Raw genomic sequence first — 16483 nt, forward strand, 5'->3', positions numbered from 1 at the left:
GTATACCAATAATTCTTTATAATTTTTCAATTGCCATTAAAACCTTGTAAATCTTAGACATTAGATCCTAAACGGTATTTTTTGAGCACAAAAAAACGTCTCAAAATGATATGTTTTTATCATTTTGAGACCGCTTTAAAAGGAACTTATTTTTTAGGTATTTTTTCATTCTCTACAAAGATCACTTTTGCTTATTACTAAATAGCTTCAATATAAGATTGAATGCTATCAGAAAACAAAGTGCTCCTAAAATAGCGATCCAAAAATTTGCCTTCCCGGTAGTATGTGTAACGATGTCACTTTTCTTCTTGATCGCAGCCATATTCAATTTTATAATGTGAAAAATATCCTGACGAATTTTACTTTTTAAATTTTCATCTTTCCAATTACTTTTTAGAGCATCAAAATTAACCTGAAGATCATATGTCACTTTTTGCTCACCCTCTTCAGTAATATTTTCCATCTGTCTGGTCAGATTATTCTGAAATACAAGTATTGCATTTTCTTTATCAGAATTCATTTTATCCAATGAAAGAAGCATATTTCCGGAATAATCAAGCGTGTTGTAATTCGCCTTCAGAATATCCTTAGTATCGTTTTCAATAGAAAAATTATAATAGGCACTAACCAATGAAAGAATAACGATCATTACTAAAAGCAGAGCTGCTCTGAGATTTAAAAGTATTTTCATTTTTAAGATTATTTAGGTTACACAAGAAACTTCGCTTACTAAATCATAAAAAACTAAATATCAAATATTTACAATTTACAAATTTTCATTTTCAAATCCTAATAAAAAACCTCAGACCTTCTCACCAGAATAATTCAGAACATCTCCATGCCTGCGTTTACTTTATACTGCTCTTGTTCATCCACATATACAAGGGAGGTATTAATATTGGTGCAAAAATTAATGTACTGGTTAATCCGCCAATAATAACTGTTGCTAACGGTCTTTGTACATCTGAACCTATACCGCTGGAAATAGCCGCTGGAATGAGTCCAAGAATGGCTAAAACAAGAATACTGAGAATCGCCCGTAGTTGCTCCTTCGCTGTCTGCTGAATGAGCGATTGTGAAATTGGACTCTTAAATGTTGCTCTGTGAAGTGCTGAAACCAATAACACACCGGCCATTACCGAAATTCCAAAAATGGAAACAAAACCAACTCCGGCAGAAACATTGAAATAATATCCTCTGACTAACAAGGCCATGATACCTCCGCTCAAAGCAAATAAAACACAGCTCGTTGTTATTATCGTATGCTTGAAATTTTTATAGAGCATAAAAAGAAACACAAAAACCATAATTAGTGTAAGTGGAATTGTCAGAGCCAATTGTTTTCCGGCTCTTTCCAGATTTTCATACTGACCTCCATAAACTAGTTCATACCCTTTTGGAATATTCACATCGGTTTTTATTCTCTTTTGCAATTCTTTTACAAAACCGCCCTGGTCTCTGCCTCTAATATTGGTTCTTACGGTCACCATTCGTTTATTATTGTAACGGTAAATATTGGTCTGTCCTTCAGTAAAATTGATCTCTGCCAATTGTTCCATAGGAATAAGGGCTCCGTTTGCTGACGGAACGAGCAGCTTCTTAATCTCATCAATATTGTCTCTGAATTGTGGCAGGTAACGGATAACAATATCATAACGTTTGGTACCGTCATACACTGTAGAAATATTTTTACCCCCAATTGCAGCCTCAATCATATTTTGAATTTCGGAAACATTAATACCATATCGGGCAGCATATTCCCGGTTTATCTTTATCGCCAGCTGTTCCTGTGTTCCCTCCTGCTCTATATTTACTCCTTCGCTTCCCGGCATCGATTTCATAATCGCAACAATACTATCTGCTTTTTTCCTCATCATTCCCAAATCTTCTCCTACAATAGAAACGGCTAAATCTGCTGCACTTCCGGTAACAATTTCCATTACCTGATCAATAATAGGCTGTCCTGACGTAAATTTCACACTAGGGAGCTCTCTTTCGAGCTCTAAGCGGATATCTTTGACAAGTTCTTTTTTTGAAATGGTATCACTCCATAAATGATACTCTTTTAGTCCAATCAAAATCTCATTTCTATTAGCCGGGAAAGGATCAGTTCCGTCATCATTTCGGCCTGTTTGTGTAATCACAAAATCGATTTGCGGATATTTTGAAATGATACTTCTTATTTTAGGCGCATTTTTAGCATTTTCCTGTATGGTGATTCCCGCCGGAAAATTTCCTCTAAGAAAAATAGAACCTTCGTCTAATTCCGGTAAAAACTCTGTTCCTAATTTTAAACCAAATCCAATTAAAAGCAATACCAATCCAAATCCGATTACAACAGACTTTTTATAGTTCGTCAAAATTTTATGGAGGAATTTAGCATACAGCCGTTCAACAAACTCAAGCACCTTATTATTATGTTCCTTGAAAGATTCATCTTTAGCTGAAACTGCTTTATTGTAAACGAAAGAAATCAGGACCGGAATAAAAGTCAGTGCTGCCAACATCGAACCAACCACAGCGAAAGCTAAGGTTAATGCCATTGGAGAGAACAATTTACCTTCAACTCTTGTCATTAGCAAAATTGGCATGTAGGCCAATATAATGATGGTAACGGAAAAGAAAATCTCGCGTCCTACTTCCTGAGCTGACAGTAAAGTGATGTGTACAATGCCATTTTCTTTTTCTTCCGGTGTTGCTGTCCGGTATTTCCGGATTAGATGTTCTGCCATGACCACGGCACCGTCCACAATGATTCCAAAATCGATTGCTCCCAACGATAATAAATTCGCCGGAATGCCTGTAAACCTCATGATGATAAATGCAAAAAGCAATGAAAACGGGATGGTCAAAGCTACCACTAAGGCACTTCTCATACTGCCCAAAAAGAAAATCAAAATAATGATGACAATACTTACACCTTCAAAAAGCGTTTTACCAACGGTATGAAGGGAATGGTCAATTAAAAAACTGCGATCATAAAGCGTTCTGATTTTTACTCCTTCCGGCAGTTCTTGTCCTTGTAAGTCTTCGATCTTCTGTTTAAGTTCTTTGAGTACTTCACTCGGATTTTCGTATCTGCGCAGCAAAACAATTCCTTCAACCCCGCTATTTACATTCACTTTCTCATCGGCAATTGTGTATCCCAAAACCCCGCTTGGCGGAGGAGGGGCTATTTCGACACTTACGACATCACGAACAAATACCGGTACACCATTGACTGACTTCAATACAATATTTTCAATGTCTTTCTCGTTTTTGATTGCTCCTAAACCGCGCACGGCAAATCCTTGCCCGCCTCGTTCAATGACATTTCCTCCCGTATTCTGATTGTTGGCTCTGATGGCATTTTCAACGTCTGCAATCGTTAGTTTATACTTTTGCAATTTATCCGGATATGCCAGAATATGAAATTGTTTTAGAGGTCCGCCAAAAGTTACAATATCAGCTACACCAGCGGTCTGCAACAGATAAGGTTTTATAACCCAGTCCTGCAAATCTCTTACCTGCATTGGTGAGAGTGTTGGCGGGGCTTCTACAACATATCGGAAAATTTCACCTACAGCCGTCGAAAGAGGAGCCAATTCAGAAGAAACTCCTTCAGGAAGTTCGGCTGTTGCCAGGCGTTCCATTACCTGTTGTCTTGCAAAATAATCATCGGTACCGTCTTTAAATGTAAGCTGTACCACTGACAAACCAAAAATAGTCCTGCTTCTTCTGTCTAAGACATTTGGGGTGTTCTGCAACGCTCTTTCAATAGGAACTGTAACCTGTTGTTCTACTTCTTCGGCAGCGCGCCCCTGATACTGCGCCACTACTATAACATTTGTATCTGCTATATCCGGGTATGCTTCAATTTTTAACTGGGTAAAACAGATGTAACCAACAGCCATTAACGCGATGCTGATACCTACGACCAGCCAGCGATTTTTCAGAGAGAATATGAGTAAATTTTTAATCATGATTACCAGAGTTCAACAGAGTGGGTTATAATAAACCCGCCTCGGTATTGCTTTCTTAATTCAGTTAATACTTCTTTTATCTTTTTGTCCTCGTCGATAAATGTGAGGAGCATTGGTGTTTCATCAAATGAGAATTGTTGTCCCGGCTGCTTCAATCTGTTGTGTCTTCCAAAACCGGAATGACCTGTGAAAGAAGTTGCTCCCACAATACCATTTTCCAACAGTAAATGCATTATGAATTGATGTAGAGGTTTTCCTCCTTTCAATTCATCTTTGTCGATATAGATTTGTGCTTGTGTCATTTTTACTTTTTTAATAGCCAAACGATAATCCTTTTAGCTGCATTGCGCCTTTAACGACAACTAATTCACTGTTGTTCAATCCTTTAAAAACAATTATTCTGTCTCCTACTTGCTGACCGGTCTGAATTTCTCTTCTCTTAAAGTTATTTTCAGATTCTTTTACGAATACATAATTTTTTCCATTGACTGTAATTAATGATGTTTTACTTATGCTAATGAAATTCCCTTCCTTCAAACCAAAAGATACACTGGCAAACATTCCGGATTTCAATTTGTTTGATGGATTATGCACTGAAATTCTAATTTTTACCATTCGTGTTTCAAGATCAACCCTATCTACAACCGCATCTATTCTGCCTTTGAATGTTTCGTTAGGAAATGAATTAAAAGAAATGTCAGCTGTACTGCCAGATTTTACTTTGCTTATTTGATTCTCAGGAATATCGCAAATCAGATAGGCTGTTCCAACTTTTGCTTTTCTCAGCATATCCGGAGTGAAACCTCCCGAAATTAATCTCGATTCATGTTCTATCAGGGCTGCTTTTTCATTGGCCAAACTGGTTTGCTCTATGGATAAAGCGGTCTGTGCATTCAGTAAATCCTGACCTGTGGCTGCTCCGTGCCGATTTAAATCTTTAGTACGCTCTAATTCTGATCGTTTTTGTTTAATATTAATGTTTTGAATTTGACTGATACTAATCCGACTCTGCATAAGCTGCGTGTAACTGGCTGCCAGCTCAGAATTGTCAAACAGTACAACAGGCTGCAAAGCTCCTTCACCGGATGGTAACACGGTCGCCGCAATTTTTGCCGGTGCCGAAAATTGAGCTGTTATAGTGTTGGTACTGATGGTTTCTGTTTTAAAAAAATCAATCCCTTTTTTATCGGGAAAAAGAATAGACACTCCCTTATCTTTTATAATTGGTGCTGTTTCTTTCTCGGTTCGTTTATTCTCTTTTTTTCCGCAGGAAGTAAATAAGATTACTACTGAAAATGCGCAAACTATTTTTTGTATCATAATGCTAATTGATTGATTAAACCTGTTGTATAAAGTAATTGAATGTAGCTTTGCTTGTAAGACTGCATCGTATCGTAATATTGCTGCTGTGTTTCTAACCAACTGCGCTGTGCTTCTAAAAAGTCAACAATCGTGGTTCCTCCTTTTAGATAAGAATACTTGACATTATCTAAAATGGTTTTCGACTGTTTCAATAGTGACTCAAAATTTGCAATATTTTGTTTCTGCCTCTCATAGTTTTCATAAGCGATTTTAATTTCGGTTCTGACTTTTACTTCGAGAGCGGACAATTGATTTTCAACCTGATTTTTTACCAAAACCGATTTTTTAATTTCTCCCTGATTTCGATTAAAAATGGGCAAATCAATATTGGCATAAACCCCAAAGTACTGAACGGTATTTTGTGGGTTCCAGATAACTCCTAATTCGGGCTGTGGAAAAGAAAGCGATTTCTGCAGTTTAATATTACTGTCTGAAACGTCTATTAATGATTTTACGGACTGTAAATCGCTTCTGTTTTGAAATGCCTTAGCAAGCAGATCATCAATAGTATTGGGCATTGCAAATAAAAAATCATCTGACATGTCGGCACTAACATTCTCCTGCGTACCAAGCAATAATTTCAATTCGCTTTGATGGTTATTTACCTCCTGAAATGCCGTTTTAAGCTGAATGTCGTATTGTTTTGACAGTAGTTCGGTTCGGTATAAATCGGTTTGGGTAATTACTAAGTTTTTATACCGGTTTTGGTTTGTAAAAAGCAGACTGTCGATATTACTTTTAGCGGTACTGATAATCTCTAATCTTCTTTTAGCGGTCCAGACTTCCAGCCATTTATTAGCTACATCAAAAAAAAGATTGCGCTCTGTTTCACTATAGTTTTTTTCTGCAAACAAAACATTTTTGCCGGCCAACTCAATTTTATTTTTACGCTGTCCTGCTATTTGGAAGGGTTTAGTCAATTGCCACCAGACCTGACGATTTTGCTTGTCGTGCCATTGTGTGTTTTCATGAAATCCAGAGGATTGCATCAATTGCAGGGTCTGATTGTTCAGGCTTGGATTGGGACGAAGTTTAGCCGTGACTATATCCGATTCTGCAATCTTTACATTTAATTGCTCTGTTTTAAGAAACGGATTATTGCTTCGCGCGGTTTGAAGTGCTTTTTGCAGCGTACAATTTTCCTGTGCCTGTGTATGAAAACAAAGCCCCAGGGAAAAGAGTAAAAAAATAAACTGTTGTTTTTGAATTTGCATCGCTAAAAATATTTGATGCAAAATTCGTCTGACTATTTATAAAACGCCGTTAGAAAACAAATAGAAAAAAATTAGAATTCCATTAGAGCCCCTCACAAACTCTCTAATATTATGGTAAAAGTTGTTCCTTTTGAAGGTGTTGAAACTGCGGTAATAGTACCGTTATGCAGCTGAATAATCTTGTGGGTCAGAGACAATCCAATACCGTTGCCTTCTGCGTATTTTTTGTTGTCTCCTCTGTAAAAAGGTGTGAAAATGTTTTTTATATCGTTTAATGGAATACCAATTCCTTTATCTGAAAATTTCAATATGATCTTTTTTCTATCAAAGGAAACCGAAACCATGCTTTGGCGGTTCTCTGAAAACTTACATCCATTTTCGAAAAGATTGACAAAAGCAGTTTTTAATAAATATTCGTTCCCTTTTACTGAAATTTCGCTGTCATCTTCAAATTCCTGTTCAAAATGAATATCTACTTTATACTCTGAATTTGCCCTCTGTAATTGTTGTCTGGCATCCAAAAGAACCTCATCTATACGCACTTGCTTGAATGCTATTTCAGAAGGATCATAACTTGCTTTGGCAAAATCCAGCAAACTATTTGATAATCGGGCTAATTTTCGGGCATCGCTTAAAGCGCTTTGTATGGCTAATTGATATTCGCTTATTTCTCTGTTTTTAGTAATCGAAAGTTCTAATTCGGTAATAATCGCAGCAAGCGGCGTACGCAATTCATGGGATATATTGGAAACAAATTGTTTTTGGGCATCAAAAGAGTTTTCTAAACGATTAAGCATTTCATTAAAGGTATTGGCCAATTCTGAAAGTTCATCTTTATTTTCATTATCATTTAAACGTAAATCAAGATTAGTAGCTGTAATATTCTTCATCTGATCTGTCATTTCCTTAACGGGTTCAAATGCTTTTCTGGAGAAATATCTTCCTGCCGCGTAAATGAATAAAATAGAAAGTGTAAAGACAAAAATGATATTATGAAGCAGGTTATTTAATTTGCTGTAACCGTATTGATCATAAGAAGTAGCGGTAATAATGTAGCTCTTTTTTTCATACGTATACCTCAACCCTATCACCTGCCAATCCTGCTGATAAAAACGTTTTTCGCCCTTTTGGTAAATTTCCTTAACCATTTCGGGTGTTTCTTTTACAAAATCAATATCAACAGCATCATGGTAAAGAAGATTGAAATTAACATCATAAATCGCCACTTCAACTTCATTAAGCACTTTACGGTTGTTTCGATAAATACTTTGCAGGGTTTTTACCTCTACTTTGGCATTAAAAAACAAATTGGCCTTGGTAATTGCTTCTTTTTTCAGAACGGCATAAAACTCTTTTTCCCGGTCTTCTTTGGCTGAAAAATAAATAATTGCTGCAAATACAAGCAAAATTGCAGCTGTCATGATACTGAATAATATGGTTAAGTGCGTTCTAATCCTCATTATTTAATTTCAGGATAAATCCCATCCCAGATTTGGTATGGATAAGTTTCTGGTCAAAATCTTTGTCAATCTTTTTTCTTAGATAATTGATGTAGACATCAATAAAATTAGTTCCGGTGTCAAAATGAGTATCCCAGACCTTTTCTGCGATTTCTACTCTTGACAAAACTCTTTCAGGATTCAGAAGCATAAACTCCAAAAGATTGAATTCTTTTGGCGTAAGATTAATTTCTTTTCCATTTCTTTTGACTGTTTTTTCATTGAGATTCATTTCAAGAGTCGCATATTTTAAAACATTTCCTGAATTATTTCCTATGTTTATATGTCTTTTGAGTAGGGCTCTTATGCGAACCAATAATTCACGCATTTCAAAAGGTTTCACAAGGTAATCATCGGCTCCGGCATCAAAGCCTTCCACCTTATCGTCTGTGGTACCCAAAGCGGTCAGCATAATAATAGGCAAGTTGGGCTGGTTTTCACGAATGACTTTACACAAATCTAATCCGTCCATTTTTGGTAAAATGATATCGGTAATCATTAGATCAAACTCATTTTGCAGGGCCATTTTCTTTCCTGAAATTCCATCATAAACTAAAGTACAGATAAACCCCTGTTCTTCCAATCCTCTTCGGATAAGCTCAGCAACTCTTAAATCGTCTTCTACAATTAAAATTTTCATACTTACAAATTTAGATTTTATTTCACTTGCCAGTCCTTTTTACAAAATTTTTCTAATAATCCTCTTAGAAAAGTTCTGTAAATGTGCTTAAATAAACTTGATCTAATAAAGAAACCGTCACAAAACAAATTCTGTGACGGCTTCTCTATTTTAAAACTTCCTGATGATGCAAATTCATGAAATTTTAAAAGATGTAATGTGATGTCTTTATTCAACAGTGTCTACACTATTTGTGAAATCATTAAAAGTGCAATAAAAAAAATCGTAGTAAATACCATTAAATTGATAACCCTGTCTTTTTGCCGAATCGCTTTATTTGATATGCCCAATTTCTTTATTTTTTTCTTTCTTATTTTATCTTCATTCATGGTTTCTCTAATTTATATTGTTTTACACCTGTTAGTATCGGTATTCCGATTTGCATTTTAAAAACAATTGATATGCCAAAATATTTTTAACTAAACAAAACACTGACTAACAAACAACTAAAACTAAAAGCATATTTCTCAATTTACCAATACCTATCAAAATGATACGATCATCCATCCAAAATGGAAGGATTAAATTACTTTTCCAAAAAAAAAAATCTCAACCTGAGTAAAATAAATCCCTAAACGGTAAAAGTACCAAAGTTATGGAGAGGCAATACTTGCAATCTTGTTTACCACTTCGTTTATTCCGTTTAATTTGTCTGTGGGTATAAACATTCCGTTTGCCAGAAGAATTACGGTTACTTTTTTGTTGGTGAATTTCCTGAAAGCTGTGGACACGCCTCCGGAAAAACCATAAGATACTTCTCCTTTAACTTTTATGAAGTCCAGTCCATAAGTAAAATCCCTTTTGACTTCGTAATCAAAGGGTTTTAACAATTGAACTTTCGTTTGCTCTGAAATAAATTCGTTGCTGTCCAGTTTCCTATTCCATTCTACAAATGCATCAAGCGTTAAATTTAGGGCAGCAGCTCCGTATTCGTATTCCGGAAAGTTCCAGTTTCTTTTTAAAATCTGTCCACTATTTGCTGTATTGACATAGCCATAGGTTAAATTTTCAACGACTTTTAAATTATTACCTTCAAAGACGGCTTCTTTTTGTGATAAAGGAAACTGAGTATCCAGGATATATTCACTTAACTTTTTTCGGGTTACTTTTTGAACTATGCGATTTAAAAGCCAAAAGTTGGTTTGGTTGTAATCGAATTGGTTTCCTGGGCTGAACTTTATGGTATCGCTATATACTTTTTGTTTCGCATCTTCTTCTTTACTGTCCGTGTACTCAACAATATCCGGCAATCCTGATGAATGTGTTAAGAGATTTTTAATTTTCACCTTCTTCCAACTATCGGGTAAATCTTCTACAAAATCTGAAATAGTACTCTCCAACGACAGCTTGTTTTGTTCGATCAATTGATAAACGGCTACAACTGACATTACTTTTGTGGTCGAGAATAAGGGAAATAACGTTTTATCGGTTACCGGAACACTCATTTCAATATTTGCCAGTCCGTAATTTTTTTTGTGAATCAGTACTCCATTCTTTACTACGGCCACAGCCAAACCCGGAATATTGTACTGCTTCTTAATTTCTACTATATAGGCGTCAATTTTTTTATTGCTTTTGACTTGTGCCTCTATATTTATTGCCCAAAATGAACCTAGAATTATGGTCAATAAAAATCTGTTTATCATAGCATCTAATTGTTTTTTAATTCGTTTTTGAACTATTTCCGGAGACCTCATCTCTGTTAATACGTAATACTTCCAACTAGTTGCAGTTTGCCAAAATATCGGTTTTCAGGATATTTAACTTTTTAATTTACCCCAATATATTTAATCGAAAAAAATCCTGTTTTTTTGATTACCTTATTTGATCAAACTGCGTTTAGCGGATGTTTTTTTATGGTTTATTCTTTTTTAGGAATAGCTCTCCAACTGTAGCTTTTATGTACTATTCTCCAGTTTCCTTCGTATTTAAGAATTAGAAAGTAATCTGTAAAAGTGCGCCAATTGGGTACTTTAATTTCTACTTTCGCAATTGCGGCATCTTTCTCCATATCAATCGCAAGAATGCGTCCGATTCGGTTTAATTTTTCCCCAGTTTTTATGTTAGCGATGTATTGTTTACCGGAACGTGTCCACAGCGTATCATTGGTTATTGTGTACAAATTAAAATTGGGATGGAAGGCTTTTCTCAGTCTTTCTGGCTGTCCTTCTGCCGTACCTTCAATATAATCTATCAGAACTTCGGTGATTTGATCAAAGTCACTTTTTACAGTATTATTTCCTGCCTCTTTATCGTTTTCCCTGATTAATCTGAGTACCTCATTGGCCACTTTGGTACCTGAAGTAGGATCCTGCCCCGTTACAAACCTGCCATCTGTTACATAAAAAGCGTCTCTTCCTTTTTCTGAATAAACAAAGTTTCCTTTATTTGCTACAATTGCTTTATTCATCGAAAAGGGAAATGTTTTGTAATAGGCCATCTCTTTACTTTCAAATTCATCCGGAAAACCGGTGATTTTTCGTCCCACATAGAGTGAAACTCCGTTCTCGTCTTTCAAATAAGCAATTCCTGCTGTTCCATGGCAAATCGTGGAAATTATTCCATTTTTTTTATAGATTGCTCCTGCTAATTTCTGAATGGTCTGGTTTTCGGCTACACCAAACATTGCGGCACCTCCGCCTGTATAGAATATTGCGGAATAATCATTAGCCGTAACTTCTTCAGGTTTTCTGGTCTGTTTCAATTTACTCATAAACCAACTGTCGTATAAGTATGTTTTTTGGATACTGTCGGAAGCGTTAATGTATCCAATAGGAATTGCTCCTCCCTTCGGACTTATAAAATCAACCTTGTAGCCTGCCTTTGTAAATATGTCGTACGGAATTACTATTTCTTCAAAGTGATTGGATGTACTTATTTTCGTATTGCCATAAAAATCCTGATTTGAGGTGACAAATAGTATGTTTTTTTGCGCATGAATACTTTGAGGATACAGTCCCGTAAAAACTAGTGATAAAACGATTATTTTAAACATTTTTCTGGAGATTATCGGTTTTAGTTTGAACAAAAAGTACTGGGTTATCCTTTTGGTTTTACTTCCGCTTCAACCGTTTTATGAGGAGTACGGGTTGAAATTTTATCTACAATAAACCAGCCCTGATCTGTTTTCAGAAGATGGAAATAGTCAACAAACAATAGCTTTGCAGTGCTGATCTCTACTTTGGCACTGGCAGCATTATTAGTAAAATCAATAGAAACGACACGACCCGACCAATAATCCGGTTTAACATCACGTTTTTTGTATCCTACCAGATACTTCGATTTGGGAACGACTACGAATTCTTTTTCTCTGAAGCCTTTCAACTGCCAGGAACTGTGAAATGACTGACCTACTTTGACAGAGTCACTGGTGGCCTGACCATCCAGGTAGAGATTTAGTGTTTTTTGAATCAAACTCCAGTCATCAGTAGTATTTTGACTTTGGGCATTTGGTTTAAAAAACAACAGACTTAATCCGATAAACAAAAACACTTTTTTCATTTTTAATTTTTTAGGTTATTAATAATGAATGCAAATGTCCGGTATCGTCTTAGTTTACAGGGTATAGATTATAAAACTGAAGTCTCATTCTATAAATAAGAACTCATTTGGAGTACCGTTTTTGATATTCGGTGGGGGTTAATCCGGTTTGTTTTTTAAAGGCGGTGAAAAACGTTGATTTAGAATTGAAACCGCTATCATAACCCAAACTTTCAATGGTATAGTTTTTTTCGGTTTCTAATAGCTCTTTTGCTTTCTCGATTCTGTATTCTTTAATGAGATTGGAGAAGGATTTGCCTACTACTTCATTTACATATTGTGATAAAATATGTTTGGTTACTTTTAGTTCTTTTGCCGCTTCTTCCAAAGTGAAATTGGAATTTAAAAAAAGTTCTTTTTCTACTATAACAGAAAATTTTTGACTAATCAGATCTAATGTCTCTTTATCAATGCTTTTGTTTTTGTATCTCTCTTTTTCCTGAAAGAAAGTAGTTTCCTGACTATTTCCGTAAATTAACAGTAAAATGATCAGGTATAAAATAAAGGTAAACGATAATGCTCCGACGATATAAGAAGTGTAAGCAGCGAAAGTATAGGCTGCCCAAACCAGAGCTACTCCAAAATAGATGCTAAGGAACCATACTTCTAACTTTTTTAAGCTCTCCTTCTCTTTGATTTTCTTCAGAATTGGCTGAATATATTTAAAAGAAAAACCGATATAAACCAACCATTGAAGATATATGGCTTTTACAATCCACATACGCCAGATCTGAGGATGCTCTACATAAGAATAAAGACTTCCCAGAATTGCCATGATTACCAAATAAGGTATTGTATGTGCAATCCAGACTGATTTGGAATAGGGACTGTAAGATCGGAGATATAAAAATAGAAAAGGGCCAATAAGAATGCAGGCCGAAAGTCCGATTTGAATAAAAGTATTCGATAAATGAGGATTAAAATAAAAGAAAACCGATTTTATAATTCTGATACTTAATACTAACAACAGCAAGGATAAATAATAGTTTGCAAAAATTTTCTTTTTGGCATTTACCGCAAAATATAAGGAAAGCAGGAAACCATTAAAAGCTCCTAAGGCACTAAAAAAGAATAACAATTCATGTGATGATAACATTCTTATCTGTTTTTTGGTACGGTTTATTGTTTTATAATCTCTGATTTCAATGAATCCCTTCAGGCTCTGTTATCAGCCGGATTTACAGAAGAAACAGACTCTATTTTCTCTGCCAAGATAAAGTTTTTTTGTGAAGAAAAAATGCAATCGCAGTAAAAACCGACAATTTAAAAGAGGCCCTATTTTTTGAATATTACGTCTTTTAAATGGTATTGAAAACTCTTTTTTCTGTTCTAAACAATTACTGTTGCTGTAATCGCTTCCGAATAAAACAGATCACATCCAAAAATCGTTACCAGGCATAAAAAAACCTCCAGAATCATACGATTTTGGAGGTTTTGATTTATTTTTGTTTTAGATGTTTGTTTTGGTATAAAAATAACTTTGTGCTGTTTTATTACGAAGCAAGATTAATGACAATGTTTCCATATTCAACACTATTATCAAGCATTTTTTGATGTGCTAAAGGCAGTTCATCCCAGGTAAACACATCAGATATTACGGGATGGAATTTTTTCTGTAAAATCAGTTGATTGGCATGATACAATTCAGACAGGGATGCAAAATGAGAGCCTTGTATTCTTTTTTGTCTCATCCAGACGAATGAGGCATCAAAAGACATATTAAATCCTGATGTAGCACCGCAGAAAACAACCATACCTCCGGATTTTACAACATAGGTACTTACGGGAAGGGTTTGTGAGCCAATGTGATCAATAACAATATCAGGATTCACTTTTTTGCCTAATATGTCCCAAATGGCGCTTCCAAATTTCCTGACTTCTTTTAAGTATTCTTTGTATTCTTCTTTATTACCAATGTCAGGTAAAGCTCCCCAACAATTGAACTTTTTCCGATTAATATAACCGACAGCTCCAAGCTCCAGACATTTTTCTCCGCGCTCATCACTTGACGTAACGGCAACCGCATTGGCTCCTGCCAATTTAATTAACTGAATGGCGGAAGCTCCCAAACCTCCACTTCCACCCCATACCAATACATTGGTACCGGGCTTCAAATCGTTTGGAGCAAAACCGTAGAGCATTCTCCATACGGTGGCGTAAGTCAGCATATATCCTCCCGCTTCTGCCCAGGTTAAGTGTTTGGGTTTTTGAAGTAATTGTTGTGCACGAACTTTGGTATACTGTGCAAAGGAACCATAAGGGGTTTCGTATCCCCATATCTTCTGTGATTCGCATAACATCGGATTACCTCCGTTACATTCCTGACATATACCACAGGTTTGTCCGCAGTGTACGATGACTTCATCTCCAACTTTAAATTTAAATTCCGGATTATTCTTTAGTCCTTCTCCAATTTCCCATACTATTCCGGATGCATCACTTCCTGCAATATGGAAATCCTTGCCGTGAAATGCAGTAGGCGAAGCCGGTTCCCCCAATCCAGCCCAAAGACCATTGTAATTTACTCCGGCAGCCATCACTTTAACGAGAACTTCATTAAATCCCAATTTAGGGGTTTTAATCACTTCCTGCTGAAACGCCTGATAAGGAGTTCCATGATTTTCCGGTCGAATGACATAGGCATGCATTAAAGCGGGAGTATGTCCTAATGGCGGACATTCATCCATTTCATATAAATCTTTTAGAACTATTTCTCTTTCAAGTTCAAGTAATAATTTTTCCATAATTAGATTCGTTTTTTATTTTTAATTATTTTCTTGCTGTAGTAGTTGTGCAACCTTAAATTCCTTCTGCGACGACTACCTTCAATTCGCAGAAGGTCAATTCTATTTAAAGGCTGCTAAAACAGGATATGGGTTTGTCTGGATTTTATTTGATCGTACTTTGTGGTAATCGAACAAAACTTGTTATCAATTTTAAAGCTTTTTGTATACCAGGTATCTTCACCGTAGGTTACATGACCTTTATTGATTTCAATTTCCGTAAGCGGAATAGACATTCCTTTTCCGATTGCCTTGATTACTGATTCTTTTCTGGTCCAGAATTCATAAAACTTATCCAATCCATCACGATTGATTTCTGCAAATTCCTGAGTGGAAAATACATTTTCGAATAAGGAATAATTGATTTCATTGATTTCTTCAATATCAACTCCTATTTCCTGTTTGCTAAAAACACATACAACTGTATTGCCGCTATGTGAAATATTAAAGTTAAAACTGCTGTCTAACATATAAGGTTTCCCATAAATGTCTTTAACAATTTTATCGAATTCAAATGTGTTGTTTCCCATTATGTGAGATCCCATGCAAACCATTAGTTTTCCAAACAAACAGTTATATCTGTCATCCCATCTTCTGTATTTAAGTACTTCCTGTCTAAACTTTTGAGGTAAAAATTCCAGGTAGTATTTTAAAATACCCTGATCAAGATTACTATCACTTGAATACTGAAATAAGTAATATTCATCTTCTTTTAAATCTATTTTAGGAATGGATTCAAAATCATTAAAGGCTAAGTAATGTGTCGAATTTTGCATCATACTATTTAAGGTGTATAAAAATTTACAATGAGGTTTCTCGCTGTATATTTTGCATTAGACTTTACCAATATTTTATATTTTTTTAGTTTCAATGATACATACGTATAATTGAAATACTGCTCTCAGTATTGATTACAATGCCATCAGTTGTTACTTGCAACAATGACACTATTTTAACTGTTTCATATCCTCATGGAATATCTACGGATCTGATAAATCAAACTATTTTTAAATCTCTAAAAGGTTGTTTACAAATAATTTGTTCCATTTTAATTACCCTCTTCAAGGTCATATGCCGGTTTAAGAAGCAGAACTGAATATTGCTGCTTTTAAAGGACAAACTGCTTTACTTTTTGCCGTAGTGTCAGCTACTGATGCGCCTTGTTTGATTAAACTCATCTTAAGTGCGCACATTACTCCATTTTTAGCACAGTTACATTTTGGCTTACTATCTTTCATCTTTTTGGTGTTTTTGGTTGTTAATAGTATTTTTTTAGAAAAGAGCTTGATTTTACGGTTTGGGTGAATTCTGCCAGCTTTCAAAACTCGTACTCCAATAGACAATAGACCGCCGTCTCTTTTAGAAAGAGACGGTCTGTACCTATCATAATTGTAATCCTAAATAAAACCGGTCTGGCATTGCGGTGCGCTTTGGCCACTATCCG

At 35.5% G+C, this 16483-nt stretch carries 15 protein-coding genes; all 15 read right to left on the reverse strand.

The features are described from left to right. Positions 1 to 181: 181 nt before the first annotated feature. The 15 genes from B0A80_RS09705 to B0A80_RS20775 all read right to left on the reverse strand — a co-directional run bounded on the left by B0A80_RS09705 (position 182) and on the right by B0A80_RS20775 (position 16277). Positions 182 to 691 carry a hypothetical protein gene (locus tag B0A80_RS09705; protein ID WP_089077158.1) on the reverse strand — a complete coding sequence of 170 codons (510 nt, stop codon included), beginning with the start codon at positions 689 to 691 and terminating at the stop codon, positions 182 to 184. Between the two features lie 157 nt (positions 692 to 848). Next, complete coding sequence (locus B0A80_RS09710; RefSeq protein ID WP_089077159.1) at positions 849 to 3962, reverse strand: efflux RND transporter permease subunit; 3114 nt, start codon at positions 3960 to 3962, stop codon at positions 849 to 851. Between the two features lie 2 nt (positions 3963 to 3964). Then, on the reverse strand, positions 3965 to 4264 hold the full coding sequence (locus tag B0A80_RS09715) for a DUF190 domain-containing protein (RefSeq protein ID WP_026109881.1): 300 nt from the start codon (positions 4262 to 4264) through the stop codon (positions 3965 to 3967). A 10-nt stretch (positions 4265 to 4274) separates the two neighbouring features. Continuing rightward, positions 4275 to 5282 (reverse strand): efflux RND transporter periplasmic adaptor subunit, encoded by a 1008-nt coding sequence (locus tag B0A80_RS09720; RefSeq protein WP_089077160.1) that lies wholly within the window; start codon positions 5280 to 5282, stop codon positions 4275 to 4277. After that, the gene (locus B0A80_RS09725; RefSeq protein WP_089077161.1) at positions 5279 to 6538 is read right to left on the reverse strand and encodes a TolC family protein; all 1260 of its coding nucleotides are present in this window, start codon (positions 6536 to 6538) and stop codon (positions 5279 to 5281) included. The genes B0A80_RS09720 and B0A80_RS09725 overlap by 4 nt, the downstream gene beginning before the upstream one ends. Positions 6539 to 6630: 92 nt before the next feature. Beyond that, positions 6631 to 7998, reverse strand: a complete 1368-nt coding sequence (locus tag B0A80_RS09730) for a HAMP domain-containing sensor histidine kinase (protein WP_089077162.1) — start codon at positions 7996 to 7998, stop codon at positions 6631 to 6633. Beyond that, positions 7988 to 8677, reverse strand: coding sequence for a response regulator transcription factor (locus B0A80_RS09735; protein ID WP_017495525.1), 690 nt, complete (start codon positions 8675 to 8677; stop codon positions 7988 to 7990). Before B0A80_RS09735 ends, B0A80_RS09730 begins: the two co-directional genes overlap by 11 nt. 221 nt (positions 8678 to 8898) lie before the next feature. Further along, positions 8899 to 9045 carry a hypothetical protein gene (locus B0A80_RS20770; RefSeq protein WP_165769240.1) on the reverse strand — a complete coding sequence of 49 codons (147 nt, stop codon included), beginning with the start codon at positions 9043 to 9045 and terminating at the stop codon, positions 8899 to 8901. 264 nt (positions 9046 to 9309) lie between these two features. Beyond that, the gene (locus B0A80_RS09740) at positions 9310 to 10362 is read right to left on the reverse strand and encodes a serine hydrolase domain-containing protein (protein WP_165769241.1); all 1053 of its coding nucleotides are present in this window, start codon (positions 10360 to 10362) and stop codon (positions 9310 to 9312) included. 215 nt (positions 10363 to 10577) lie between these two features. Beyond that, the gene (locus B0A80_RS09745; protein ID WP_089077164.1) at positions 10578 to 11711 is read right to left on the reverse strand and encodes a nuclear transport factor 2 family protein; all 1134 of its coding nucleotides are present in this window, start codon (positions 11709 to 11711) and stop codon (positions 10578 to 10580) included. 44 nt (positions 11712 to 11755) lie between these two features. Beyond that, positions 11756 to 12217 carry a nuclear transport factor 2 family protein gene (locus B0A80_RS09750; protein ID WP_089077165.1) on the reverse strand — a complete coding sequence of 154 codons (462 nt, stop codon included), beginning with the start codon at positions 12215 to 12217 and terminating at the stop codon, positions 11756 to 11758. A gap of 103 nt (positions 12218 to 12320) precedes the next feature. Beyond that, positions 12321 to 13352 (reverse strand): helix-turn-helix domain-containing protein, encoded by a 1032-nt coding sequence (locus B0A80_RS09755; protein ID WP_089077166.1) that lies wholly within the window; start codon positions 13350 to 13352, stop codon positions 12321 to 12323. Positions 13353 to 13749: 397 nt separating this feature from the next. After that, the gene (gene ccrA, locus B0A80_RS09760; RefSeq protein WP_089077167.1) at positions 13750 to 15000 is read right to left on the reverse strand and encodes a crotonyl-CoA carboxylase/reductase; all 1251 of its coding nucleotides are present in this window, start codon (positions 14998 to 15000) and stop codon (positions 13750 to 13752) included. Between the two features lie 116 nt (positions 15001 to 15116). Then, a complete protein-coding gene (locus B0A80_RS09765) occupies positions 15117 to 15818 on the reverse strand; it encodes a 4'-phosphopantetheinyl transferase family protein (RefSeq protein WP_089077168.1) in 702 nt (233 codons plus the stop codon). 300 nt (positions 15819 to 16118) lie between these two features. Next, positions 16119 to 16277: a hypothetical protein gene (locus B0A80_RS20775; RefSeq protein ID WP_157495779.1), complete on the reverse strand. Its 159-nt coding sequence runs from the start codon at positions 16275 to 16277 to the stop codon at positions 16119 to 16121. Between the last annotated feature and the right edge of the window lie 206 nt (positions 16278 to 16483).

Origin of the sequence: Flavobacterium tructae, assembly GCF_002217475.1 — a bacterium.
Classification (GTDB): Bacteria; Bacteroidota; Bacteroidia; order Flavobacteriales; family Flavobacteriaceae; genus Flavobacterium; species Flavobacterium tructae.